At 38.5% G+C, this 25,375-nt stretch carries 28 protein-coding genes; 13 read left to right on the top strand and 15 right to left on the bottom strand.

Annotated features, from left to right (window positions below):
• Window positions 1-53: 53 nt before the first annotated feature.
• Window positions 54-611, top strand: coding sequence for a bifunctional pyr operon transcriptional regulator/uracil phosphoribosyltransferase PyrR (gene pyrR / locus O5635_RS04990; protein WP_036900488.1), 558 nt, complete (start codon window positions 54-56; stop codon window positions 609-611).
• Between the two features lie 19 nt (window positions 612-630).
• On the opposite strand, the gene O5635_RS04985 is transcribed toward pyrR, so the two are convergent.
• A complete protein-coding gene (locus tag O5635_RS04985; protein WP_269607113.1) occupies window positions 631-2,355 on the bottom strand; it encodes an Hsp70 family protein in 1,725 nt (574 codons plus the stop codon).
• Here O5635_RS04985 and O5635_RS04980 point away from each other — a divergent pair.
• From O5635_RS04980 to O5635_RS04970, 3 genes are all read left to right on the top strand, one after another.
• Entirely contained in the window at window positions 2,318-2,545 is a 228-nt protein-coding gene (locus O5635_RS04980; protein ID WP_036900485.1) for a DNA-directed RNA polymerase subunit omega, read from the top strand. The two genes, O5635_RS04985 and O5635_RS04980, sit on opposite strands and share 38 nt — an antisense overlap.
• Window positions 2,542-2,916, top strand: coding sequence for a DUF1818 family protein (locus tag O5635_RS04975; protein WP_036900482.1), 375 nt, complete (start codon window positions 2,542-2,544; stop codon window positions 2,914-2,916). Before O5635_RS04980 ends, O5635_RS04975 begins: the two co-directional genes overlap by 4 nt.
• Window positions 2,917-3,274: 358 nt before the next feature.
• Window positions 3,275-3,520 (top strand): DUF2811 domain-containing protein, encoded by a 246-nt coding sequence (locus O5635_RS04970; RefSeq protein WP_052042624.1) that lies wholly within the window; start codon window positions 3,275-3,277, stop codon window positions 3,518-3,520.
• A 20-nt stretch (window positions 3,521-3,540) separates the two neighbouring features.
• Here O5635_RS04970 and O5635_RS04965 read toward each other — a convergent pair whose 3' ends face one another.
• Window positions 3,541-4,002: an EVE domain-containing protein gene (locus tag O5635_RS04965; protein ID WP_036900479.1), complete on the bottom strand. Its 462-nt coding sequence runs from the start codon at window positions 4,000-4,002 to the stop codon at window positions 3,541-3,543.
• Window positions 4,003-4,120: 118 nt separating this feature from the next.
• Entirely contained in the window at window positions 4,121-7,411 is a 3,291-nt protein-coding gene (locus tag O5635_RS04960; protein WP_269607109.1) for a CHAT domain-containing tetratricopeptide repeat protein, read from the bottom strand.
• 379 nt (window positions 7,412-7,790) lie between these two features.
• Here O5635_RS04960 and O5635_RS04955 point away from each other — a divergent pair, with 379 nt between their 5' ends.
• Complete coding sequence (locus O5635_RS04955) at window positions 7,791-8,273, top strand: hypothetical protein (protein WP_036900261.1); 483 nt, start codon at window positions 7,791-7,793, stop codon at window positions 8,271-8,273.
• Window positions 8,274-8,514: 241 nt separating this feature from the next.
• On the opposite strand, the gene O5635_RS04950 is transcribed toward O5635_RS04955, so the two are convergent.
• A complete protein-coding gene (locus tag O5635_RS04950) occupies window positions 8,515-8,745 on the bottom strand; it encodes a hypothetical protein (RefSeq protein WP_152557234.1) in 231 nt (76 codons plus the stop codon).
• Window positions 8,746-8,816: 71 nt separating this feature from the next.
• Here O5635_RS04950 and O5635_RS04945 point away from each other — a divergent pair, with 71 nt between their 5' ends.
• Both O5635_RS04945 and O5635_RS04940 read left to right on the top strand, forming a co-directional pair.
• Window positions 8,817-12,512, top strand: coding sequence for a CHAT domain-containing tetratricopeptide repeat protein (locus tag O5635_RS04945; protein WP_269607108.1), 3,696 nt, complete (start codon window positions 8,817-8,819; stop codon window positions 12,510-12,512).
• A 52-nt stretch (window positions 12,513-12,564) separates the two neighbouring features.
• Window positions 12,565-13,287, top strand: coding sequence for a neutral zinc metallopeptidase (locus O5635_RS04940; protein ID WP_269607107.1), 723 nt, complete (start codon window positions 12,565-12,567; stop codon window positions 13,285-13,287).
• 18 nt (window positions 13,288-13,305) lie between these two features.
• Here O5635_RS04940 and O5635_RS04935 read toward each other — a convergent pair whose 3' ends face one another.
• Window positions 13,306-13,707 carry a hypothetical protein gene (locus O5635_RS04935; RefSeq protein ID WP_152557235.1) on the bottom strand — a complete coding sequence of 134 codons (402 nt, stop codon included), beginning with the start codon at window positions 13,705-13,707 and terminating at the stop codon, window positions 13,306-13,308.
• A 164-nt stretch (window positions 13,708-13,871) separates the two neighbouring features.
• On the bottom strand, window positions 13,872-14,159 hold the full coding sequence (locus O5635_RS04930; protein ID WP_269607105.1) for a hypothetical protein: 288 nt from the start codon (window positions 14,157-14,159) through the stop codon (window positions 13,872-13,874).
• A 119-nt stretch (window positions 14,160-14,278) separates the two neighbouring features.
• Here O5635_RS04930 and O5635_RS04925 point away from each other — a divergent pair, with 119 nt between their 5' ends.
• Window positions 14,279-15,595: a hypothetical protein gene (locus O5635_RS04925; protein WP_036900267.1), complete on the top strand. Its 1,317-nt coding sequence runs from the start codon at window positions 14,279-14,281 to the stop codon at window positions 15,593-15,595.
• Window positions 15,588-16,814 carry a hypothetical protein gene (locus O5635_RS04920; protein WP_036900270.1) on the top strand — a complete coding sequence of 409 codons (1,227 nt, stop codon included), beginning with the start codon at window positions 15,588-15,590 and terminating at the stop codon, window positions 16,812-16,814. The genes O5635_RS04925 and O5635_RS04920 overlap by 8 nt, the downstream gene beginning before the upstream one ends.
• Window positions 16,815-17,054: 240 nt before the next feature.
• On the opposite strand, the gene O5635_RS04915 is transcribed toward O5635_RS04920, so the two are convergent.
• Window positions 17,055-17,516 carry a YbjN domain-containing protein gene (locus O5635_RS04915; protein ID WP_193741980.1) on the bottom strand — a complete coding sequence of 154 codons (462 nt, stop codon included), beginning with the start codon at window positions 17,514-17,516 and terminating at the stop codon, window positions 17,055-17,057.
• A 142-nt stretch (window positions 17,517-17,658) separates the two neighbouring features.
• Here O5635_RS04915 and O5635_RS04910 point away from each other — a divergent pair, with 142 nt between their 5' ends.
• Window positions 17,659-18,045, top strand: coding sequence for a hypothetical protein (locus O5635_RS04910; RefSeq protein WP_269607102.1), 387 nt, complete (start codon window positions 17,659-17,661; stop codon window positions 18,043-18,045).
• A gap of 40 nt (window positions 18,046-18,085) precedes the next feature.
• Here the strand turns inward: O5635_RS04910 and O5635_RS04905 are convergent, their stop codons facing one another.
• The 5 genes from O5635_RS04905 to O5635_RS04885 all read right to left on the bottom strand — a co-directional run bounded on the left by O5635_RS04905 (window position 18,086) and on the right by O5635_RS04885 (window position 22,213).
• Window positions 18,086-18,679 carry a rhomboid family intramembrane serine protease gene (locus O5635_RS04905; RefSeq protein ID WP_036900279.1) on the bottom strand — a complete coding sequence of 198 codons (594 nt, stop codon included), beginning with the start codon at window positions 18,677-18,679 and terminating at the stop codon, window positions 18,086-18,088.
• 203 nt (window positions 18,680-18,882) lie between these two features.
• On the bottom strand, window positions 18,883-20,649 hold the full coding sequence (locus tag O5635_RS04900) for a type IV pilin protein (protein WP_269607099.1): 1,767 nt from the start codon (window positions 20,647-20,649) through the stop codon (window positions 18,883-18,885).
• A 294-nt stretch (window positions 20,650-20,943) separates the two neighbouring features.
• Window positions 20,944-21,135, bottom strand: a complete 192-nt coding sequence (locus tag O5635_RS04895) for a hypothetical protein (RefSeq protein WP_241462914.1) — start codon at window positions 21,133-21,135, stop codon at window positions 20,944-20,946.
• A 214-nt stretch (window positions 21,136-21,349) separates the two neighbouring features.
• Window positions 21,350-21,799, bottom strand: a complete 450-nt coding sequence (locus O5635_RS04890; protein WP_332299658.1) for a cupin domain-containing protein — start codon at window positions 21,797-21,799, stop codon at window positions 21,350-21,352.
• Window positions 21,800-21,994: 195 nt separating this feature from the next.
• Entirely contained in the window at window positions 21,995-22,213 is a 219-nt protein-coding gene (locus O5635_RS04885) for a hypothetical protein (RefSeq protein WP_269607096.1), read from the bottom strand.
• Between the two features lie 370 nt (window positions 22,214-22,583).
• Here O5635_RS04885 and O5635_RS04880 point away from each other — a divergent pair, with 370 nt between their 5' ends.
• On the top strand, window positions 22,584-22,763 hold the full coding sequence (locus tag O5635_RS04880; RefSeq protein ID WP_193741986.1) for a hypothetical protein: 180 nt from the start codon (window positions 22,584-22,586) through the stop codon (window positions 22,761-22,763).
• Between the two features lie 113 nt (window positions 22,764-22,876).
• On the opposite strand, the gene O5635_RS04875 is transcribed toward O5635_RS04880, so the two are convergent.
• Both O5635_RS04875 and O5635_RS04870 read right to left on the bottom strand, forming a co-directional pair.
• The gene (locus tag O5635_RS04875; protein WP_036900422.1) at window positions 22,877-23,872 is read right to left on the bottom strand and encodes a class I SAM-dependent methyltransferase; all 996 of its coding nucleotides are present in this window, start codon (window positions 23,870-23,872) and stop codon (window positions 22,877-22,879) included.
• Between the two features lie 30 nt (window positions 23,873-23,902).
• On the bottom strand, window positions 23,903-24,202 hold the full coding sequence (locus tag O5635_RS04870; protein ID WP_193741985.1) for a hypothetical protein: 300 nt from the start codon (window positions 24,200-24,202) through the stop codon (window positions 23,903-23,905).
• A gap of 228 nt (window positions 24,203-24,430) precedes the next feature.
• Here O5635_RS04870 and O5635_RS04865 point away from each other — a divergent pair, with 228 nt between their 5' ends.
• Both O5635_RS04865 and O5635_RS04860 read left to right on the top strand, forming a co-directional pair.
• Complete coding sequence (locus O5635_RS04865; RefSeq protein ID WP_036900410.1) at window positions 24,431-24,622, top strand: hypothetical protein; 192 nt, start codon at window positions 24,431-24,433, stop codon at window positions 24,620-24,622.
• Between the two features lie 7 nt (window positions 24,623-24,629).
• The gene (locus tag O5635_RS04860) at window positions 24,630-24,833 is read left to right on the top strand and encodes a hypothetical protein (RefSeq protein WP_036900407.1); all 204 of its coding nucleotides are present in this window, start codon (window positions 24,630-24,632) and stop codon (window positions 24,831-24,833) included.
• Window positions 24,834-25,027: 194 nt separating this feature from the next.
• Here O5635_RS04860 and O5635_RS04855 read toward each other — a convergent pair whose 3' ends face one another.
• Entirely contained in the window at window positions 25,028-25,351 is a 324-nt protein-coding gene (locus O5635_RS04855) for a hypothetical protein (RefSeq protein ID WP_036900404.1), read from the bottom strand.
• Window positions 25,352-25,375 lie beyond the last annotated feature (24 nt).

The raw sequence follows: 25,375 nt of genomic DNA, 5'->3' as shown, positions 1-25,375 counted from the left end.
AAATGCACTTTTCAATTTTTTGGGCATAAAATTATACTTACGACCTAGTCTCAATGGCTGATTCAGCAAAACAAGAGAAGATTGCAATTCTTTCTCAAGAAGAGTTGGCAAGAACACTATCCAGGCTTGCATCTGAAATTATTGAAAATATTTCAGATACTAAAGACCTTGTGCTTCTGGGAATTCCCACTAGGGGTGTTCAGTTGGCAAAAGTTCTTGGCAAGGAATTGAAAGCAAAAGTTGGGCATTCAATAGAGCAAGGGGTTATTGACCCAACTTTTCATCGTGATGATTTGGTTCGTATAGGTACAAGAATGGCACGATCAACTGACATATCTTCCAGCTTGCAAGATCGTCAGGTTGTTTTAATAGACGACGTGATTTTTACAGGCAGGACTGTCAGGGCTTCTCTGGAGGCTCTTCAGGCCTGGGGAAGGCCTCAAAAAGTCATGCTTTTAGTTATGGTTGATAGAGGGCATAGAGAACTCCCTATTCAGCCAGATTTTTGTGGGAGAAAGGTGCCAACTCGTCGAAAGGAATCTATTGAATTGAAATTAATGGAAGTTGATGGAGAAGAAGGTGTCTTTTTGACTAAGGAAATCTCTAAATAGTGATTTTTGGCCAATTCTTTTATCTTAATACTCCAAGATTTTCTTTTACTATTAGCTCTCCATCTTTGATATCAATGACTTCAACCAATAAATTGCAATTATAATCAATACTAAAATTTAATTTTATACAGTCTTCACCACTATTAATTGGAGAACGTAATTGAATTAACAAAGGAGTTGATTCCCAGGGCACCTGGCTTACTTCACTAGACGTTTCCTTTATCGTGGGCATTCCATTTATATAAACAATCTCATTGCTGCCATCCGAATCATAGTCCGCAATTCTCAACTCTATTTCCTCTTGATTCTCTTTACTTGATGCAAGAATAATTTCTAGTGGTTTGGATGTGGGCCAGGGTTGCCCTGGAAGAAAAAGAGGGTGCCAGATATGTTTCTTGGACTTCTGTTCCCAGCATCTTAAACAAACACCTTTAGTTAGGATATCCTTAATGCTTACACCAGGAGTAAGGCTTAATGCGCCTATTGCAACAGCTTCTATAGGCGGTGGCGTTAGTAATTGAGCTGGGAGTATTTTTTTTTGAAACCAACGTTTAATAAGTGGCATCTTTGCACCTCCACCTACAATAATTACTCCTGATAAATCTTCAAGTTCACAACCATTTGAACGTCCTTTAGCGAGGGTCTTTTCTAAAACATTGTCTAGAACTTTTAGAAGTCCTTTACTGATAATTAGATCTTCTAATTCAACCCTGCTCAGACTCATTTCCTTACAATCATCCTGTTCACTTAGCATAACTTTTTCAGTAATAGTTTTTGTATCTGATAAGCTTTCATCGCTTAATTTGCATTTTAATATTTCTGCAGCATTTAGAAAAATTTCATTGTTTTGACAGTCAGGGTGAAGATGATTTGTAATCCATCTGTCTAAGTCTCTTCCTCCTAATCGAACTCCAGCTTTACCAATAACTTTTGCACAGCGAAGGACTTGTTTACTTTCTTCTCCTAAATCTTTGCCATCAAAACGAAGAAGTTGGGCAATTGGTTCAGAATAGCCTTCGCCCCCTTCTAGCAAAACCATTGATATATCAATAGTACTTCCTCCAATATCCATTACTAACAACTTTGCACCTCCAGTTTGCCCAGCTCCAATAGCTGCTGCAGTTGGTTCATCAACTAATGCGATTTCCTTAACTTTTAATTGCCTGCAAACTTTGTAAAGCCATTTCCTATAATTTTTGTAGGTCTCTATAGGTGCTGTTAAAACAAGCCTTTCAATATCAAATTGATTAGGTATCCTCGACCATATTTCTTTTAAAAATAATTCACCGGCTTCTTCTGGTAATAAATGACAATTCCAATTATTTGGTTTGATTGGGGCTCCAATCCAACGCTTAAAGTCACAAATAAAGTAAGGGTTTATTTTTTCATGGATACTTACTTGTTGAAGCTGATGACCAAATAAAACTTGTTTTTCTATTTTTGGTGACATCCAAATCAGGGTTGGCACTTCCCCAGGGATTCGACTTATAGGGTTGAGATCAACTAGCTTTATGGCTTGGTCGTTTTTCCCTTGAAAAGCTACAACAGTTGTAGAGCTTCCAAGATCTATGGCAAGGGTTCCTCTCTCTCGGGATGTACTTTCAATTGATGAAAGAGATTGATTGTTTTCTAATGCCATTGAAATAATTAATTTTTGATTAGGAGGTTCGTTCTCGCTTAAACTAAATTTAGTATTAAAAACATTTGTGATTAGATCAGGAATCGATTCGAAAGATCTTGCCAAGCGAGGAGAGAGCTTGATCCGTCAGGCTAGCAATAGATATTTAACTACCGTTCGTATAGCTTTTAGGGCTAAGCAGCGTCGTTTTGATGATTTTGACGGCCTTCTTGAGGAATCAGCTGTAAAGCCTGTCCAAAGAGCAATTGTTGAATTAAGTGATGAACAAGATCAGCCCGATTTATTGCCAGGATGATTCGTCGGGAAGGATTTGGCTGGAGATTGGCTTGGGATACTTCTAGGGAAATTTATTCTTTTTTAATAGCTGGTGAAAATTGGGCTTTTGAACTTTCCCAAGAAGAGTGGGATTCTCTGCAATCAATAATTACTGACTTGCTTGATCAATTTAAGGCGTTAGAAATTCAGTTGATGGCTGAAGAGTTTATTTCATTGGAGTTAGAACGTTGTCATTGGTGGGTCTGCCTTAATGGAACAAAAGAGGCTTGGAGCTTGAAATTCATTCTCCAGCAGGATCACCCAACTTTCAGATCTCTTGAAGGTGGCTGGCCTAATCCAATAGCGGAAGTTGTTACATCGGCCATGAGAAAAATGTGGGACTCCCAGTAAAAATTACATTAGTAAATGATTAATTTTTATCTCCCCTTGCCACAGGGCAATTGGTTAATTACACATTATTTCCACAGATTAATAGCAAACTTTATTGATACAGCTCAAAACTGTGGAAAAAAGAATTATTAGTAGTTTTTCTTGATTCCATATAGCTACCGGCTAACGAATCGACCCATTGGATCTTAAGTTGAGCTTAAACTCCTGTCCTAGAATAAAGTCTTGTATTGAGACAGAGGGAGACTTTCCTGTGAAGCCACCTATTGACGTTTTAGTAACTTTGTGAGGAACTAGTTGCATTAGTCAAAACTGTGAAATGCAAAACGATCGCTTCAACACCTGCCCACCCCAAAATTGTATGGACGAGCCTTGCGCAATAGATGACTCGATCATTAGTTTTCAGTCAGAAATACCTTTGCCTTTGAAAAATGCCATGAACAAATTCATTGAAAAATATCCTAATTGGGATCAATATCGATTAATTCAAGCTGCCCTTGCTGGATTTCTTGTGCAAAATGGTATTAATTCAAGACCAGTAACTCGTTTATATATTGATAATATGTTTGCTGTAAATTCTTTCTCTTCAGAAGGAAGTGCTCATTAAGTATCCGAAGAAATACTTGATCAAGTCAATAATTTTAATAGCTTTTTAGCGATTTGTTTCTCTACTGGCATAATTGACAATCTATTCCCTTTCCTAACAAGAAGTATTTCTTCTGAACTAAACCTTTCGCCAATTTCTTTAAGTGTTAACTTTTCGTTAAATGTACAAGAATATTTCAACTTTACGCAATCCCATCGAGGGTTTTCAGGCGAAGACTTTGGGTCAAAGTATTTTGAACTTTTATCAAATTGTGTGGGGTCAATTAATTTTATTTTTGTAACTTCCATTAACCCAACAATCCCAGGTGGCTTGCAGTTTGAGTGATAGAAGAAAGCAATATCTCCAGCTTTCATCTTTCTCATAAAGTTTCTTGCCTGGTAGTTCCTAATCCCATCCCACAATGTTTCGCGTTCTTCTTTCAAGTTTTGGATGCTGTAAGCATCAGGCTCGCTTTTCATTAGCCAGTAGCTAGGTTCAGTCATAGTCTGTAATCTTAGCGATACTCGATGGTTGGAATGGAGTTGGAATGAAACCTCATTCTTCCATCTCTTTTCTTTAATCTATCTAATCAGGATTAGAAGAGGAAAGGTGATTCCACAATCACCATTTAATTGGCCTCCAGTCACCACTGAGCTGGAATGCTGCCCAGACATAAGGATGTCTATAACCAGGGATGGGGTGATTCCTAAATTCTTGTTGGGTTGCAGCTAAAGCATCTGCTCTGCCTTCTCCTGCTTTGAGTTTTTGATAGAACTTTTTCATAAAGGATGCTGTCGCTCGATCATCTACTTTCCATAACGAGAGAAGACTTGATCTTGCACCTGCTACAGCGATTGCACGTTTAAGACCATAAACACCTTCCCCAGATTGGATATCACCTTTACCTGATTCACAACCAGAGATCACTGCTAATTCAGTACCTTGCCAATCAAGCTTGGTGACTTCTAAGGCAGTGAGATAACCATCATCATCAGGGTTCGATTCTGGTTCGTTTGCACCAGCTAAAACAATGCCGCTTCTTAGCAATGGGTTTTCTCCTTTCTCTTGATCTGGTAAGAAGTAAGCATGACTAGCAATATGTAAGACCTTAGGTGCTTCTTGTTCTTGCACGGCTAAAGCTGTTGCTTTGTTCTTAGTTAATAGTTGGGCTTTGGTGAGTTTGGCAATGGCTTTTCCTTCTTTAGAAGTTCCAGGCAATGGAGACCAAGTCAACGAACCAAGGTCACCGGAACGTTGTTGGGATGAACTATTAGCAATCAGTTCAGATTCTTGTTTGCGTGGAAAGTCTTTAATTAAATTGAATGCCGGATTAGCCACAACCAGTGGTTTTTGTTTTGTTGCTTTTGATGCTTTAGCGAGATCTAGTAGTTCACGGCCAGTTGTTAGTAGACGTATGTTGACAGCATCAGCGAGTAATTGATCATCTTTATGAGAACTGAGTGCTGCAAAAGGAACACGGTTGAGTTCTGCATCTGGAGAAATAAATAATGTCTCAGCATCACCGATTGCTTCTGCTAAAGGCTTGATAACTAATTCTCCAACTTCCTTCCATAACTCCTGAGCATTTGCTAAAGCTTGTTCTGAAGCTGTTAATGCTTGTTGGGTCTTTTCTTCTATAGGTTCGGCAAGGCCTAAATCAATAGCTTCTATCTCCCCTTTACGATTCAGGATTAAACCTAGATAGCGAGCTTCTTCCCATTCCTCACCATCAGGTTTTGTGCCATCAAATGGCTCATATCGTTGATATTCGACTAACAAATTATTGCGAGGAATCGCTTTAGCGATCTGGTTAACTCCAACAATACGGGGTTTTAGCTCTGGCAGTAAACGATAAAGTTTGCGTTCTAAATCCTCTTTCCTTTTGCTGAGAGTTTGACGTAACTCATCATTTAAATTCCTCGATGCAAGTTGTTGTGTGACGAGCCGTAATTCTTGAGCAATGGCTTGTTGAGGTCCTGGCAAACTAGCTAATTGAGATTGACGTCTTTCGAGTTCTTCTAATAAACCTTGTCGGTTGAGCCTTGAGAATAAGGCCAGCTTTAAGCCAGCTTTTGTCTTCTTAGCTAATGAAGGCGAGAGTTTAAAGGGATTGTGATTAGACTCAAGAAAAGCTTGTCGTTCGGAAAGAATCAAATAAGGAGCTTCTCGTTGAATCAATGTGAGACTTGCTTTTAGGCTCCTTTTAAGAAGTGATTCTGCTTTGTTATACAGGCCTTGACTCACATAAAGCACAGCCAAGTTATTGAGGCTGGTTGCTGTATCTGGATGTTCTGGACCGAGTGCTTTTTCTTTGATCGCTAAAGCTCTCAAATAAAGCGGTTCTGCTTTGCTATACAAACCTTGGTTGCCATAAAGAGAAGCCAAGTTATTGAGGCTCCTTGCTGTATCTGGATGTTCTGGACCGAGGGTTTTCTCTCTAGTCGCTAAAGCTCTCAAGAAAAGCGGTTCTGCTTTGCTATATAGACCTTGACTCACATAAAGATTCGCCAAGTTACTGAGGCTCGTTGCTGTAGATGGATGATCTGGGCCGAGGGTTTTTTCATCGATCGCTAAAGCTCTCAAGAAAAGCGGTTCTGCTTTGCTATACAAACCTTGACTCTTATAAAGCGAAGCTAAGTTATTGAGGCTCCTTGCTGTAGATGGATGTTCTGGACCGAGGGTTTTCTCTCTAATCGCTAAAGCTCTTAGGTACAGCGGTTCTGCTTTGCTATACAGGCCTTGTCTCTTATAAAGCAAAGCCAAGTTATTGAGGCTGGTTGCTGTATCTGGATGTTCTGGACCGAGTGCTTTTTCTTTGATCGCTAAAGCTCTCAAGAAAAGCGGTTCTGCTTTGCTATACAAACCTTGGTTGCCATAAAGAGAAGCCAAGTTATTGAGGCTCGTTGTTGTATATGGATGTTCTGGACCGAGTACTTTTTCATAGATCGCTAAAGCTCTCAAATACAGCGGTTCTGCTTTGCTATACAAACCTTGATTCTCATAAAGCAAAGCCAAGCTACTGAGGCTCCTTGCTGTATCTGGATGATCTGGGCCGAGGGTTTTTTCATCGATCGCTAAAGCTCTCAAGAAAAGCGGTTCTGCTTTGCTATACAAACCTTGACTCTTATAAAGCGAAGCTAAGTTATTGAGGCTCCTTGCTGTAGATGGATGTTCTGGACCGAGGGTTTTCTCTCTAATCGCTAAAGCTCTTAGGTACAGCGGTTCTGCTTTGTTATACAGGCCTTGCTCCTGATAAAGCGCAGCCAAGTTATTGAGGCTCGTTGCTGTATATGGATGTTCTGGACCGAGTACTTTTTCATAGATCGCTAAAGCTCGGAGATAAAGCGGTTCTGCTTTGCTATACAAACCTTGACTCTTATAAAGCGAAGCTAAGTTATTGAGGCTCCTTGCTGTATCTGGATGTTCTGGACCGAGGGTTTTCTCAGCAATCGCTAAAGCTCTCAAATAAAGCGGTTCTGCTTTGCTATACAGGCCTTGGTTGTTATAAAGCAAAGCCAAGTTAATTAGTGTAGTTGCTGTATATGGATGTTCTGGACCGAGGGTTTTTTCGGTAATCTCTAAACCTCGCAATAAAAGAGGCTTGGCCTTGTCGTATTTACCTTGCTCAAGGTAGATCCACCCTTGCCAAGTAAGTGTTCCACCTACATCTGCATGTTCAACCCCCAACTCCTTTTTCTCTATGGCAAGAATCTTCTCCAAAATATCTAAGGCTTTTTGATAGTTACCAGCTTCTTCTGCTTCCTCAGCTTCTTTTGTAAGTCGATCAAGGTCATCAAGACCTAACTCTTCTTTCTTCTCAGCAATCAGTACTTCAGGAACAACATCAGCTAATAATGCACCATCGATTGCCACTGGCATTAGCAAAGCTAGAGCTAGGGCAAAAGGGCGCATCAGGTATTGAGATCTTTGCAGTTATTTCTTTAATTTAGTGATTTTTGCCTTGGACGTTTTATTGAATGCATCAGTGCAATTTTGGGTTAGAGAAAATGTGTGAATAGATTTTTGAGATTTCTTCTAATACCTTGCTATTAATCAAGGTTCACACTTCATTAGCCAGTAGTTAGGTTCATTCATATCAAGGGATCTACAGGAATTGCGGTGTGTGAATAATGTGTGAATGAGATCGCTACTGGCTTTTAAAGAGATCAGTTAGCGAGGGCTTTTCCCCATTAGGAGGTTTTGACCATTTTAAGTTTGATAGCTCATAAAACATAGGCTTCTCCTCTAAATCCGACTAGTTTCTTTTGGAGAAAGACGCAATCGCATTTAGATGATGAAGGTTTTTAGTTACGTTGCTATAGCAGTTCTGCTTTTGTTTATTCAATTAACGCCTAAATCTGTGATGGCTTGTGTTGAAGGTTTGTCGTGGGGGATGGATCTCTCAAGTGTAGAGAGCCATCTTGGAGTTTCCTTGACTCCTGTTCAAGAAGATTTAAATAGGGGTCTTTTTGAAGTTAGAGATTTTCAGATGAGCGGGTTACCTGTGAATAGTCTTCGTGTTCGTGTTGAAGACAAGGATGGGTTAAAACAGCTTGCTTATGAAATGGACTATGAAAACATGACGGAAGTATTGGCGGGCTTAAGACATCGTTTTGGTCCTCCTGTTGGAACAAGCGTTGATGTTGACGGAAGATCGCCTCAACAACAATGGATTTGGCACACAGGAGAAGATGTAATTACTGCAGTTAAGAGTGAACAAAGACCTTTCTTACTTTCTTATAGACCATCACTTTTAGACCCTTCTTTCCTTTGAAAATGTGTGAATAGTGTGTGAATGGATTTTGCAAATTCCTTGCAATCGTTTTCCCTCACTCAAATGCATTTGTTCATTAGCCAGTAGTTAGGTTCAGTCATAGTCTGTAATCTTAGCGATACTCGATGGTTGGAATGGAGTTGGAATGAAACCTCATTCTTCCATCTCTTTTCTTTAATCTATCTAATCAGTATTGGAAGAGGAAAGGTGATTCCACAATCACCACTTAATTGGTCTCTAATCACCACTGAATATATGTTTCTCTAGTTGAATTGCCTTTGGAATCGGTCCCATAATAGTTATAGACACCTGGACTTGTTTCAATAGTAGTAGAAGAGCCACCGTTGCTGGACCAGCACTTCGTTATTCCAGGAGAAGTTTCAATGCAAGTACCTGCATAAGAAGGTGTTGCTAGGCCTATTAGACAAGCAACTGAAAGACTGGAAGAGAGAAATGATTTGAGTAATTTCAAAATCAAAAATGCAAATTTTTATTTGAATACCTTCTTGTAGTTCCAGTTTTTTGAACTGATTCCAAGTATCGATGCCACACTTCAATAAGACATTTTCCGGTATGCGTCGCTTAGTACTGATTGCAGCTTTGCTAGTTCCAGTGGCAATGGATGGCGCCTTTGTAGCAGAGGTAATCCCTGAAGTGTTTATTTCTTCAGAAAGCCCGAAAGAAAGTGCAGATTATTACCTGCATCAAGGACTAGAACAATTAAATTCAGGGGATTATCCTGGCGCCCTAGAGAATTTCAACAAAACAATTGAGCTTGATCCTAGCGTTTGGCAGGCATATCATAACCGTGCAATCATCAAGTTTGATCAGAAAAACTTTTTAGGCGCTTTAGCTGATTACACTAAGTCAATTGAACTTAATGCTGATTCTTTCTATTGGAGTTTCTTTAATCGTGGAAAAACTAGGCAAAAACTTGGAGACTCGAAAGGTGCAATAGATGATTACTCAAAAGCTATAGAAATAAATCCCAAAAATTATGCACCCTACAATAATCGTGGATATATCAAATCACTTCTAAATGATCATCAAGGTGCTATTGATGATCATTCTAAAGCAATTGAAATTAACCCAAATCAATCTTATTCTTATTATGCTCGAGGAACGAACAAGGCAGAGCTAAAGGATGATAAAGATGCTATAGACGACTATTCGAAAGCGATTGAATTAAAACCTGAAGAAGCTAATTATTATTCAGCTCGTGGCTATAGCAAGTTGAGTTTGGGATATCACCATGGATCAATAGAGGATTACTCTAAAGCTATTAAATTAAAACCTAAAGAAGCTTATTACTACTCAGTTCGTGGATACAACAAGCAGCAACTAGGAGATCATCAAGGAGCAATAGAAGACTATTCTGAAGCGATTGAATTAAAACCTGAAGAAACTTCTTACTATTCTAGTCGTGCAAGTAATAAAGCAAGCCTAGGAGATCATCAAGGGGCAATAAGTGATTACTCTAAAGCAATCGATTTGGACCCTAATGAAGATCAATTGTATCAATTTAGAGGACATGAAAAAGGTATTTTAGGAAACTTTAAAGGAGCAATAGAAGACTATTCTAAAGCGATTAAATTAAATCCAAATGATCCTAACTCATACTGGAATCGTGGGCATACAAAGAATATTATCGAAGATTTTGAAGGAGCAATAGATGATTTTTCTAAAGCGATTGAATTAAATCCAAATAATCCTTTCCTCTACAACAATCGTGGACATTCAAAAATAAGTTTAGAAGACTTCGTAGGTTGCATTGAGGATCAATCTAATGCTATTTTGATTGACCCCACATTCACCAATTCTTTTCAGAATCGAGCCTATTGTAAGCAAGCATTGGGAGATTTTGATGGAGCTATTATTGATTATAAAAAAGTTCTGGAAATAGGTAATTCAGACGAAATAGTACATACGACAGGAGCTATTCTATATTTATACTTTTATAATGATAATTATGTAGAAATACCAAATTTAATAAATCAATTAAAGCTTCAAGCAAATTACAATGAAAAAAAGCATACATATGCTGCAGCGATTATTCTTTATAGTCAGGCTAGATTGAATTTATTTTATGGGAATGACTTGAAAGCAGTTGAAGGACTTCAGGAATCAATAAGAATTTTGTCTGCAATAAAAAAAGATAATGATTACTATTATGCAAACGCCATAAACCTATTAATTAATACATATATAGATTTAAAAGAATTTAAAAAGGCAAAGGAACTTATCAAGCCCATGACCTTAAATGGTCAAATTTCATTGGCATCTATTGCTTTTAAGCAGAATGATTTTCTTAAGGCAGAGAAAATACTAAAACGTCTATATAATAGACAAAAAAATCAATCTGGGGCTCAAAATACTGATCCATATTTGATTGGAGGCTTGGGTTCAGCATATTGGTGGCAAGGTAAGAACGAAAAAGCACTCCCACTGCTTAGAGAGTCAGTTAAGCGTTATGAAAAATTATACGGAAAATCAGCCTCAATCTTGATTCAACCAATAATAAATCTTGCAATGGCTCATTTTAATAATAAAGATTATGAGCAAGCTGATCATTATTTACGTAGAAGTTTAAGAATGCAATTTATCCAAATACAAGAACAAGCGCCATATATTCCATTGTCGAAAAGGAATAGTTTTGTAGATACTTTAGGAATATCTTATGCGGCTATTTTTTCAGCCTCGAATATTCATCCAAATGGAAAGGACTTGGCATTTTTTGCACGGATTAATAGGCATGGATTACTTGAAGAAATAGAAAGAAGACAAAGTCGGTTCGCTTCTTTAGATGGACCACATCTCCCACTTGCAGAAAGAATAAAAAGGGTAACAAATATACTTGCTTCTAAAAGGGTGAAGGATGCTCAGATGATCAAGGAACTTAACAATGAAAAAGAGAGGATTGAACTCAAGCTTTATAACTTATTGCCAGAAATGAAAGCGCGAATCATAGAAACATCAGAGGTTGCAAAGGTAATGCCTTCTAATTCAGTGTTAATTGAATATCAAAAGTTTAGACCTTTTAAATTTGATAATCATGATGACGCCATAGAGGTTAAGAATTGGGGCGAGGCACGTTATCAGGCATTTCTTCTTAAACCAAATGGAGAGATTGAAAGTGTTGATTTAGGCCTGGCTACTCCAATAGAACAAAAAATTCAACAAGCTTTGGTTGGATCAGAACAAGGTCTAGCAGATGCACAAGAGTTATGGAACGAAGTTGGTGCTTTAGTTGTCAAACCTTTGACCAAAGCGATGGGCGATGCAGAGACGTTATTTCTTTCACCTGATGCAGAACTCAACCGTATTCCTTTTGCTGCACTGAGTTCTCATAAAAATGATCAACTCCTCGGCGAGGCTATTGATATACGTCTACTCACGACTGGCCGTGAACTACTAGATCTAGCGAAAGCCTCAAAACCAACAAAACAAAAACCACTGGTTGTGGCTAATCCAGCATTCAATTTAAGTAAAGACTTTCCACGTAAACAAGAGTCTGAGCTGATTGCTAGTGGTCCATCTCAACAACGCTCTGGTGATTTAGGTTCTTTAATTTGGTCTCCATTGCCTGGAACTGCTAAAGAAGGCAAAACAATTGCCAAGCTCACCAAGGCTCAACTATTAACCAAGAACAAAGCAACAGCTTTAGCAGTACAAGAACAACAACAAGCACCCAAGATCTTACATATTGCTAGTCATGCTTATTTCCGAGCTGATCAAGAAAAAGGAGAAAATGAAATCGCATCTGTTTTATTGGGCGCTAGTGAAGTTAGAAGAATTCCGGAAAATGAAAATCCATTACTAAGAAGTGGCGTTGTTTTAGCTGGTGCCAATGAACCAGAAGCCAACCCTAAAGACGATGGGTATTTAACAGCGTTAGAAGTTACCAAGCTTGATTGGCAAGGGACTGAATTAGTAGTCATCTCAGGATGTGAATCAGGTCAAGGTGATATCCAATCTGGAGAAGGTGTTTATGGTCTCAAACGTGCCATTGCTGTAGCAGGTGCAAGGTCTAGTTTGTTGTCTCTATGGAAAGTAGATGATCGAGCAACAGCATCCTTTATGAAAAAGTTTTATCAAAAGCTCAAAGCAGGAGAGGGACGAGCAGATGCTTTGGCGGCAACTCAAAAAGAATTTAGAAATCACTCCATTCCTGGTTATAGGCATCCTTATGTTTGGGCAGCGTTTCAATTAAGTGGAGACTGGAGACCAATTAAATGGTAGGAAAAATATTATTATTGGAGAAATCTAGATTTGTTTTATGATTAAGCCATTAATGATCTCAATATTTTTAATATGTTCTTTCCCTCTGGAGATCTCTGCAAACACTTTTGACAAAATAAAAAACGCAAAGGTATATGAGCAAATAGAAAAGACCACATCATTTCTTATACAAGCTTGGGAAGCAAATGAGGGGATTACAAGCAACCCTCCTCAAGTAATCTCAATTTCAGCAAATAGAATAGTTTATGGTGGATGTGGTTCGTATCTCAGTGGCGAAGAAGTAGGAGGGAGCTCCTATTGCGGGAGTACAAATACGATATTTTTAGTTCCATCCCAACTTAAAGGTTTTGAAGAAGAGTTTGGCCCTTCTGCTGTTGCATATGTAGTTGCTCATGAATTTGCTCATGCAGTTCAAAATGCTTATGGCATTAGACTGCCAGTACCTAACCATGAATTACAGGCTGATTGTTTAGCAGGTGTGTTTATTAAAGAAGGAAGTGAGGAGCTTGGTATTACTAGAGAAGATACAATTGCAATGGCAAAAGTGGCATATTCAATTGGAGATGATACTCATGGGACTGGGGAGCAAAGAGCTTATGCATTAACGACTGGAATGGGCGTTATTGATGGTTCGTGCAAGGCTGAACAAATTAAATTGCTAGCAGAAGGAAAGCTTGACACCTCAAATTTTTCGAATACAAGATCAGCTTCTAAAAATGTTAATTTAAAAATTACTCCCTATCCACAAACAATAATAAGTTCTTTGGGTTTATAAATTATTTTCAAAGCTTAACTAGTAGCCCACTTTATAAAAATACTCATAGTCTTTTTTGCCACTTGTTAGAGAACTAAAACCAGTTGGTTTCCTAGCCAAGCTTTCTTTTACTGTGCTTGCAATCTTTTGGCATCCACCAACCTTATCTATAAAATCATCAGTATCTTTTCCAAAACCTTTCTTCTGCATAAGATTATAAATTTGATATGGTTCAAGATCATGATCATCTTGAACCCAAGCGACTATATATCTATAGGCTTGCTTCTCAGTAATTAATCCATATTCCATGCTGCAATAATTAATAGCACTTGCCAAAACTATTGATTGATATGGGGTGAGATCACTTTTTGCTTTTAGTGCTTGCCCGCCAAAGAAAACCATGGTGATAACCATAGAAAATAATCCAAGATACCTTTTCATTGCTATTTGCTTGGGGAATTATTTCTGATTTCTAAATCATAGTATCTAGTTAAGTTAAATTCACATACTTCAGAGGGATTCTTGAAAAACTGCAAAAGAGTTTATGTTGAAGACAAAGCCCAGGAATATCCCGATTTTGTCTTCAACATGATTATTGAAATGATTTATCTGTAATAGGTTTTGTATGTATATGTTTTGTATGGATTGCCACTCCTGTAATAAGTAGTCCTTCCATTGGCGCCTCGAGAGGAATAGGTTGCATTTGGCCCTCCACGCCCATCACAGCGTCGACTATAACCAGTCCCATAGCATGAAGCAGCTGCAGGTTGAGGAGGAATGAAGGTCAGGCCTGCTAGTGAAATAACAGCTGTGGCGAGCATCGCTTTTGTTCGCATGGCTCTTTTCTTCTTTGCTTGAGAAGATGAGTTGAGCGCGAGAGATGAGGTGATCATTAGCTTGGATTGATAGTGAAGGGTTGCATTAAGACGCCTTCTTCTTGTTCTGAACCTTTTAAGGTGATTCCAAAATCGATTTTTTCAGCTAGAACATAGCTTGAGACTAGTAATATTTCTTGGACAGTCCATACAACAATTTATGCTTACTGGATCCTTCAAAAGAAGGGTTCTCATTGAAGTTTCTAGATTCAGTTAAAGAATTCCTAACAAAAAATAATTTTCCAATAAAAGAAGAATCTTGTTCATTAGATAAGGCTCTTTTAGAATTAAGTCAGTCCCAAGTGGAACAAACAGAACCTTTGCTTGCTCTTAGATGCAGAGTCAGTCATACAATTGCTGAAAAAGTAGTCTTGATGTTTTCGGAAAAGAGAGCCTTCTATGACTTAGAGATAAACGATATGCTTATTTGTGTTTTAGATGATGTTGGTGATCTGTTCCTAAGGGTCCCTCAAAATGATGAGAAAGGAAGTATTCAATATCAAAGACAACGATTTAACTGGTCAACAATATCTTCTTTATCTTTTAAACAAATTAAACCTTATGGAGCAGATATAATTTTTCACTTTAAGCCTGGCCTATCAAATCTCTCTTCATGGACCAAAAGAAAAGTTAATAGTAATTCAGAGCTGAAATCTTATTTACGACACAAAGGTTGCCTTTTAATTAGTGATTGGGCATTGCTCGCAGACAGTTCATCTAGGAGAATAAAAGAATCGTGGCAATTGTATTGTTCTGGTTCCACAAACCTTTCAATTAATGATGTAGAAAAACTTCATCAGTCTTATCTGATGAATTACAAGCAGGCAAAAGCAAACTACCGAAAAGTCACTGGTAGGCAATCTGGATGGGAACCTGATAAAGATTTCCTCGCATCTCTGGAGCCTACGCAAAATAATGTAGAACAGTTAATTGCTATGGCGACTGCTATTCGTCGATATTTGGGCGGTGTAGATATAAGGACCAATCGGACTCAATTAAATGAAGAACTAATTTATGAAGCTCAGCCTTCTAATGATTATTTACCCAGCGAGGATCTCCTAAAGCAAATAGAAGAATCACTAGAACAATTTGGCCTACCTCTAGCCAAAGAAGCAATAGAAGCAGATTGCTCTAAATGGGAGAAAGATCCTAGCCGAAAACTTGCATGGGAGCTCTATGGTCAAGGCTTAGGGCAAAGAGATATTGCTGCACGCTGTAACCACAAGCAGGGATGGGTAAGTAAACTTTTGGAAGAAAAGTTCTTGTCTGAATCAATCGCACAAGAAGCGGCCATTGCACTTGTTAGACGTCCTGAGTTTCATCAGATTAAAAAAGATCCTGAGGGACTCGATAGGATGATTGAACAATTAAGGAATCACTTGGTCTCATCAGAACAAGAGGGTGATATACCACCTCTAAGGCAAATGATTCAAACAGCTTTGAAATATGCCTGAAAACACTTTTCCTCCTGAACCTATTGAAGCTTTTACGATTCCAGAAGGGTCAGTTTTATTAGACGATGACGATATTGTCGACCAAAGAAGTTTTGCGATAGCTGGCCTTGTAAAAATTGTTAAAGAGCGCAATTTAGATTTACCTCTAGGATCAGAGTCAGATCTAGAAAATCCAAACAGACTTGTTAGCTTTAATAGCTTCGCAGTTCAAATTGTTACTGCTGGAATTAATGCAGATGAAATAACGATTCCTTTAAATCATTGGTATCAGCATGGTGCAGCACCTCAACTTTTATTGGCCTGTCATGTAGATGACGAAAATAATTTAGTGTGGTTTTCAGGTGTGTTGACAGGACCTGAATTTAAAGAAGTTATTTCTAATCAGATAAGGAATAAAAATGAGATCACTATTTCTAGCAACGAGTTTCAAGGAGGCGTGGATCGCTTATTGAGATTTGTACGAATCCTTGAAAAATCAACAATTCCAAGAGTTGCTCTCGACGAACAAACTCAATCTCAATGGTCAGTTGAATCAATTAAAAAGACACTTCAATCAGGGATTTCAATTACTGTTGTAGCTGCAGGTTCGGTAATCTTTGGTTCAGAGATTTTTAGGCCGAGATTAATTGGGAATATAGCCATGCTTTCAGGGGATCCTGTTGAAGTAACTTCTTATAGCAACCGTAGCCTTCTTTCTTTCGAATCAAGCTTTACAAGAAAATTTTGTCTACTATCACCAAACATCTTGAATACTAAGGGAAATCTTGTTGCAACAATTTCAATTGATCGCCCCCTTATTTTCTCTTTAGAACCATTAAATGAAATCAAAGTTTCTAGGAATGGTGTAATTCTTTGGAGAAAACTGAGAAATACAGGGGAAAAACTGATAGGACCAATTTCATGGCCTTCTGAAGTTACACCAATAAGAGCAAATGAAAAGTTAAGTTTAATCATTCGGCCAAGGGGGAGTTCCCCTGGAGAAGAAGCAACAATCCTTTTAGAAGGAAACTCCCAAGAGTCTTTTCAGCAAGTTAATGACTTGGTGAACTCTCTAGGCAATAAAAAATCAAAATGGATTAGAGCTATTAATCAACAACTGAAAAAAGATAAAACCATTGCTTTGACATTATTGTTCTCTCCAAAGGCCCCTGACTCTAAAGTTTTAGAGCAAGCAAGGTCATCTATTTTAAGTAAGGGAAGTTGCCAGAAGAGTGAATAGCTAAAATTACGAGACGTCTAGTACTCCCTAGGTCCTGATTGATTCCAGTGAGATAGATGAGTGTTGAATTGTTTGAAGTCGGTAGATAGATAGCGTACTGATTGAAGGGAAGCCCCGCATGATGCGAGGCTTTTGTGTGAGGAGGTCGGGGGTTGGATCGCCACAATCAGGCGCCCTGTTTTTCTCATTCGAGTCTTGTATAACTTTCATCCATTTGGAATCAGGATCCCCGACTAAGTCTTATTTCTGAGCCTGTACCGGATGAAATTGATTATAAATTGAGCCAGAACTTTGAACCCAATTCTCAAACACTCGGCTTAATTGAATCAGAGTTTTGGCACTTATGGTGTCTTGCTTAGGAATGAAATAGTCATATTCAAAGTCAATGATCAAATCGCCATGATCATCCTTCCTTAAAGATGCTTTTATAAGAGTAAGTTGAGCATTGATGGCATTGATTAATTTGTTGACTTCTTCTTCTTTGAGATCTTTTGGAGCTTTTGTTTTATTGAGGAAATGAATCATGTTTTGTTCTTCTGCGACGCAAATGAACTGGGTAATTTCCCCTTTGACCACGCAGACATCGCAGTCTTCTAGGGCCTCTGCATCGATGTAGGCAGCATTGAAAAGGCTTGAAAGGTTTGATGCTGAAAGCTGGTGCGGCTTGAAGTCCATTGTTTTGAGAGTGGATTGTGGGGTCATTCCCCATGACACCCTCTCCTTGTTCTGACCCTTTAGGGTGATTCCACATTCACTATCTAATCCTCTCAAATTTTTGTTGAACTGGGATGCAGAACAAAAATAAGGATTTGGAATCAATTTTCAAACCAAGAACAAGTAGGAATTGTCACTCAAGATCACCAAAATGAATTCCGGTTATTTCTTTTTAGGACTACTTCTAGCGACATTTGTCTGGCAAATAGTTGCTCAATCTTTAGGGCCAGTTGTTGGAGGTTGGTTTTACGGCTTACAAGTAGAGAACCTAAAAAAGTCGGGGTATACATTTTGTTGTGACGAAGAAGTTCAAGAATGGAGAGATAAAGCTATTGCTAGTTCTATGAATTGGGGGCTCATCCTCCTTGCCGTTTTATGCGGTGGGCTTGCCGGAACTTTTGGCTTCCCTCTTATTGGATTTAGTAGGAGCACCAACCCATGGAGTTGGGCCCGAATGATTGCACTGTGTGGTGCTAGCTGGTTTGTTCTATCTGTCGCACATCCTGAAATTCTCTAACGTATATAGAAATAATCCATTCCTTCAAATGCAGCTTCTCCTAAAGCAGGAACAAAAGGACTCCTGCGATAAAGCCTGCTAAATGTCCAAGCAGACTGATGCCAGGTAGAAGAGACCAAGCAATGCCTATACCTGTTAGAACGATCATTGTTTGGCGTATCTGTTGATTTTTTTTGAGATCAATCTTCAACCCGATAAAACGTTGTTTCTCATAAATTGAGGCGAGGAGAATAAATGCGTTAACTCCGTATAAGATTCCACTGAATCCAATAGCTAAAGACATCGGGTTTCTAAAAAAGAAAATATCAAGGAACCAAAAGATTAGTGTTTGGAGAGGTATTAATAAGCCGACAATTAAAAGGAAGAAGGAGTTCCCTTTTAGTCTTAAGCCTTTTAGACAATATCTGGCAACAACAATCCCAAAAGTATTTGCTAGTAAATGTTTTGCATCTCCGTGAATGAAGTGCGTCGTAATGATTCTGTATGGCTCAACTAGTAAACCTCCAGACCAATAGGCAAATTTTGTCTTCTCGATAATTCCAAAGAGATCTGTTGCTACAAAACAAATTGAGCAAGCTAAGAAAGGTAAGAGATACTGCCAATCATCTTTGGAAACCCTATAGCTAAAAATCATAAAGTTCCGAAAATAGTTTGAACAGAGTTTGAACAGGATTTATTGATTCCTTATAAGACTCTTTTATTAGGAAAGCTAGTGAAGCAAACAGATCTGAGTTTTTTGTATTTTTTCTATCCACACAATATTCAAACCCTATCCACACATCGCCCCTTAATGGAGTGACTTTCTTTTCCTAATTGAGAGCAAGTTTTCTTTGCACCTTATCTGGCACTTTCTTCTTCAGCTTTAGCTTTGTCTAATTCACTTGGGGATACCCAACCCAAGCCAAAAACCCATACATCATCAGCTTTTGCGGCATTTCTCTCTTCAATAGCGTATCTTTCAAGTGGGGATAATAAGCTATTTCTTAATTGTTGATCAAGAGGGACGCCCATAGCGGCTGCTACTTTTTTCGCATAAACTTCAGCGCGCTTTAATTCACATGGGGAGATTTCCTTTGAGCTAGTAGGCCATCTGTCGAGACCAACGCAATTTTTAACTTCTTCTTTAGCTTGGGCAATTGCTTCTTTTTTAATTTTAGTCAATTGTTCTGCTTCGGCTTTCGCTTTGGCTAACGCTTCTGCTTCTGCTTTAGCTACCGCTTCAGCTTTTGTTTTTGCTTTAGCTACCGCTTCAGCTTTTGCTTTTGCTTTAGCTACCGCTTCAGCTTCTGCTTTTGCTTTAGCTACCGCTTCAGCTTTTGCTTTTGCTTTAGCTACCGCTTCAGCTTCTGCTTTTGCTTTAGCTACCGCTTCAGCTTCTGCTTTTGCTTTAGCTACCGCTTCAGCTTTTGCTTTAGCTACCGCTTCAGCTTCAGCTTCTGCTTTTGCTTTAGCTACCGCTTCAGCTTTTGCTTCTGCTACTGCTTCGGGTTTAATTTCTTCAAGAGGCTCTTGTCGTAGTACGTCAATGCCTGCAACAAGTGTTTTGCCTAGTGCGTCAATGCCTGCAACAAGTGTTTGGCCTAGCGTTTCAACTCTTGCATTAATTGTTTGGCCTATTGTTTGAATTCCTTCAACAAGTGTTTGACCGAGAATTTTTATTCCTTCAAGAAGTGTTTGAGCTAGTGGTTTAGTTTCTGCTTTTTCATTAGCTAATGCTTTCGCTTCAGCTTCGGCGAGTGCAAGTGCTTTCGCTTCAGCTTCGGCGAGTGCTTTCGCTTCAGCTTCGGCGAGTGCAAGTGCTTTCGCTTCAGCTTCGGCGAGTGCTTTCGCTTCAGCTTCGGCGAGTGCAAGTGCTTTCGCTTCAGCTTCGGCGAGTGCAAGTGCTTTCGCTTCAGCTTCGGCTTCGGCTTTTTCTTCCGCTTCTGCTTTAGCTTTTGCCTCTGCTTTAGCAAGTGCTTCGGCTTCGGCTTTTTCTTCCGCTTCTGCTTTAGCTTTTGCCTCTGCTTTAGCTTTTGCCTCTGCTTTAGCAAGTGCTTCCGCTTCTGCTTTAGCTTTTGCTTTAGCTTTTGCTTTTGCTTCTGCTTCTGCTTCAGCTTTAGCTTTTGCCTCAGCCTTTGCTTTGGCTTCTTCTTCAGCTTGAATCTGAGCCACTAAAGCGGCCCTCTCTTCAGCAGCACGTTTAGCTTCTTCAGCAGCTCGTTCAGCTTCTGGGTCAATCTTTTTGCATTCAGGGAATGGAGTTGTTGCGTATCCTGCAAACTCACATTTCAATGTCTCTGCACGTAAGTCATAGGTATAAGTCGGCCAACGTTTGGGATCATTGGGGATCGCTTGAATTGTTTCACAGGTATTGGATGTACTTTGAATCCTGAAGTTCTTGACTTTGACGTTTGGGACTCCTTCTACATAACCCAGGGCATAACTTGCTTCACACTGAGACTTCATGCTTAAGAAAGCCTTTTGAGCAGATTCTTTCACTGCTCGAGTTTGTACATTCCTGTAGACGGGGTAACTCACTCCAGTCGCGATAGAAACTATCGCCATCACAACAGCCACCTCAACCCCAGTAAACCCTTTATTCTTCTGCTTTTGAAATTGAGTCATGACCCAACTTTCAACTTATAAATATGATCCTAAGTCGAACTGATTGATTTAAATTTTGTGGATTCAGTTTTGTAAGATTTTAAGCCTTAGAGAGAGATGAAAAGGAGATGTTATGACTTCTGCTTTCAAGGATTTGCATCCATTAATTTAGAGCCTCAAAAGCGTAAACAGAGTGCGAACGGATTTTGCAAATTCCTTGTAATCGCTTTCCCTCACTCAAATGCACTTGTTCATTAGCCAGTAGTTAATTTCAGTCATGGCAGTAGTTCTTGAGGGGTGATTGGAATGATTTGACTATTTAGATTCCTCTTTGATCCATTCTCTATACCACTGACGATCATCAAGCCATCGGATGACTGGCCAATTAATGAGTGCGGAGGCAATTAGGACTCCGAAAGCTGAAAACTTTTCAGAGCAAGTAGCAAAGAGAAGAGTTGGTACGACGGACATTGTTGCCGCAGTCAGTAAAGCTCTTCTAGGGGACATTTTTGTACGCATTTCTTGTCTTGCTTGAAAAGTGTGAACAGAGTTTGAACAGGATTTAGGGATTCCTTCTAACCCCTTGATCTTAGGGTTCTAGTCGTTTCTATATGGAACTAACAAGGGCTTGAATGAAGACTTGTTGGAGCAGGAGAAATAAAAGGACTCATACAAGTAAGTCCCTTTTGATTAGATCACCTGTCAAGTGTTCAATGAAGTCTTATTCGACCGGTATCAAAGTGGGTACGCCTTCAGCAGAAGCAACACTTACCCACATCACTGCTGATTTGTTCCCGGTGTTACCCATTGTGTGAGGAGGTGTGTTCACTCCTAAGACAAAAGAGTCGCCTTCACGAAAAGTTTGACTCTTACCTCTCTCCTTTTTCAGTGTTAATTGTCCTGTTTCGATGTGGCCAGTTAATGGAGCTGGGTGGGAGTGAAGAGGAATCTCTGCGCCTACTTGAACTTCAACTCTATAAAGGCGCATCTCAGCGTTGCCTTTTGGATAGGTGAATGCATCACCTTCAATTGTTTTGGTGCTTGTAAAAACTTCCTGAACGTCAACAGGAGATTCAGCTGCGAGGGCAATATTTGGCACACAAAGCATTAAGGCACAGGCTATAGTGATGAAAATATTTTTGAGCATAGATTTTTGGTGAGTTAGTGACATGTTATCTACTTTTCTTTGGTTAGTCGAAGCGTATTGATTTGCAAGTTTGAATAAAGTTTGAATAGAAATTTCTGATTCTCTGAGATCGCTTGATATTGCTCAAAAGGAACTTTTCATTAACCAGTAGTTAGGTCCCTGTTCTGCCATGGGCTCACAGCGATATTGCGATGTGTAAATGGATTAATATTCTTACCCTCATTTTTTCTTTGGCTTACAGGCGCGAAGTTGTTTAAAGTCTTCTGCTTTGGAAATACAAGTTCTCATTTTGTCTAATTTCTCAAGTCTTGATTTCTTCATTTCAGAAAAATCAATCTTTTTAGACTTCCCTTCAAGATCGTGAGCCAAAGCTGGGAAGGTGATCCCAGCAAGAAAGACAATAAAGAAAAAATGTCCCATGATTACTTCTTCAACCAATTTCATCTTAAGGGTGATCTTCATTGTCAGCATCAGATCAGTACATATTCCTCTTAGTTGAATTAATAAGAGCTTGAGTAAACTTTGCGTAAATCTTTTTGGTTCGCTGAGAACATAGACCAGGGCTAAAGTTGATGCTTTCATTGGCCAGTAACTAGGCTACTGTTGTGCCGTGGGAGCTCAGTAAAAATGAGTAGTTGGAATGAAGTTGGAATGAAACTTCAGTTTGGATTCTTCGTTATTCCTTAGATATTTAAGGATAGACAAAAACGTGATTGTGATTACTCCATAAGTCCAAATAGTACCGCTATTGTTAGCAAGCCTTTCCATCCATAAATGAAGACCTTTGTTTCCGATGATTAGAAGGTAGATGACTCCTGAAAGTAGTAGAGGGATAAGTAAGGCTAGAAAATACGGCATTAGACACTTTTACTTGCCATCACATATAGTAGTTGTTTTGTTATTGCTGTTGTTATTTTGCATTGCAGGGATGGCATATGGTCTGTTAATGACTGGAGTTGATTGCCACGAAGAGTTGTATCTTCTCTAGCAGAATAATTATTAATGGCGACAACTTTTGCTGAATAAATCTTGACTGTTTTTTTTATATAAAATTGATTGAAGATAATACAGAGAATATATTAAAGAGATATTAGGATTAATTTAGCTAGTCTTATATTTCTGAGCGAAAACCCACATATGGCCTGAATTATTCTCTGATGAGATCTTTTCTTGCAATTGATTTATTGAATTATTCTGTAATCCGAGTAAAGTTCTCAAATCTTTCTCACATTTAAAGGTGTCTGGGCTTTCATTAATTTGATCTAATACAATCTCTACGTCCATCTTCCCTGGAGTCTGTAAATTAATAACCTTAAAACCTGATCTCTTTAATATTATTTCGATTCCTGCAGGAGAAAACAAATTTACATGTTCATTGTCTACGCTAGGTGAAAAAGAACCAAGCATTTTTGTATCAAACCCAATACCATTAGGACAGCTAATGCATAATATTCCTTGTGGCTTCAGTAATTGATTGCATCTTTGTAGAAAATCAAAAGGATTGTAAATATGTTCTATAACTTCAAATGCACAAATAAAATTGTAAGCTTTGGCATTCGAAATAAAAGATTCAATATCTATTTGATGTACAGATAAGCCTAATTCTTTGCAATGTTTTGCCAATGGGGGAGTAGGCTCTATAACTTCAAATGATTTAAAAATATTTTCGTCACAACATTGCTTTGCAAAAAGACCAAAGCCTGGTCCTATCTCTAAAGCTTCTGTTTCTTGAAAGTTAAGATATGGATCAAGAACTTTTTGAATTCTTTTTATAGAAGGCTTGCAAATCTTATCAACTCTTGCTCTTGCTGATTGAGGAAAGATATTATCAACCCAATACTGATAATTTCGAGAAGTTCTATAGTAAATATCCATAGATTCCTTACTAGGTCGAGGATTCATATAGATAGTTTTACAATTTGTACATTGTTCAAATCTTAAATCATATTTAGAAAACTTAAATTTCTTTTCGTTGATTTCACAAGCTGGGCAATTAGGAGTATCTTCAAATGACCTTTTATGTAAATCTACAATATCTTGAAGAAGAAGCGATGCTTGAACAAACTTATGATGATGTGGCCTTATATCATTGAGCATATCTAATCAAGAAGGTTTTCAAAATCATTTCTATGATAACAGGAGATTCTGTTTTGAAGCTTTGTTATTCATTAGATAGAGAATTAATGAATGTGTAATTAATCTTGAATAAATTTCAATTCCACTCAAAAGTCTTGTTGCCCTCCTTTGTTTTCGATGATTAGAAGATAATCGGCTCCAAAAAGTAGTAGAGGGATAATTAAGGCTAGAAAGCATGGCATTAGGCACCCTTCGCTTTCCTTTTAGTAAGGTTCCTATGAGGGTTGGGACTTCAGTTTCTTCTTTGGCAAGTCTCTCAAACTCTTTTTTTGCATCTTCTTTGGAAAGCAAGTACAACTAAAAGCAAACCAATCACCGCGTCATAATATTTAGAAGTTCAACCTATTAAAATTATCTTTAGCATGAGTCAGTGCAGCTTTTAGCTGGCCACCTTGACATGTGAGTATTTTTACGAACTTGCGATTACTAAGTCAGCATCTATACATAAAGAGTATTTTATACAATTTCAAGATTGAAATTCTTAGCTATGGGTTTAGGAGAAGATATCTTCCTTGAGTAATGGATCCTGATTTACGTCTAAAAGAAATCTTGCACATGGCTGTAAAGAATGCTGTTTCAAGAATGGAAACATTAAAAGACCCTCTTGACCGGCGTTGCATATTCCTTGAATATAAGGAGTGGTTAGGTGAAGATATTAATGATGAAATTTGGGCGATTCCTAGAGAGGCAATTCAAAACGATAATGGGTAACTGAATTGTGCAAAAAGAAACTTTATATTTAAAGCTGAATGATTGGTATATAAAACGTTTACGATCGCAAATTGCTGACATGCTCAGATCTATTTCAGACAGGGTTGAAAATAAAAATGATGATGTTGATTTAATGGCAGATGTTGATGATCAAAGGGCTCATCATTTTTGGACCGAAGCAAACTTAGATGAGTGGGACGACTCCGCATGAAAAACTTGCTCAAGTTGTTGATGCTCTCTTAGATGGAGGAAAACTTTTTACTAGTCACTTGCCAGCGACTCTAGTCCTTAAAATCTCTTGATATCACTGATGGGACACTTTTCATTATCTAGTAGTTAGGTCCTCAGCAATTTTGCGATGTGTTGATGGGTTTATTGAAGCACTCTCTTTGTAATTTGCTTCCATCAAGCATCCTCTTTGGAGATAACTTCTGCATCAACTGTATCTTGTGATTCAACAAATTCATTTGCTTTGCGGTCAATCCAGCTATTGATTACAGCTACCAAAGGTAGAGACCCTCGGTATATAAAAATGGCAGTTGGGAGAATACTGATAATTCCAACTACGGGACTTCTGAAAAGTAATCGACCAGCTTTAACATTGAATATAATGATCAATGCTGATGGAATTAATATAGTGAGCATTTTCTTAAGAGCCTGCTGCCAGCCGACACGATAGGCCCACCAAATACAAGCTATGGAGGCAATGTATAACACCACATAAGTCATGTGATGATTATAGAAAGCTCATGA

Source organism: Prochlorococcus marinus str. MIT 0919 (genome assembly GCF_027359375.1).
In the GTDB taxonomy this organism is placed as follows: Bacteria; Cyanobacteriota; Cyanobacteriia; order PCC-6307; family Cyanobiaceae; genus Prochlorococcus_D.
Note: the sequence above shows the minus strand (reverse complement) of the source record. Positions and strands in the feature narration are given on the sequence as shown.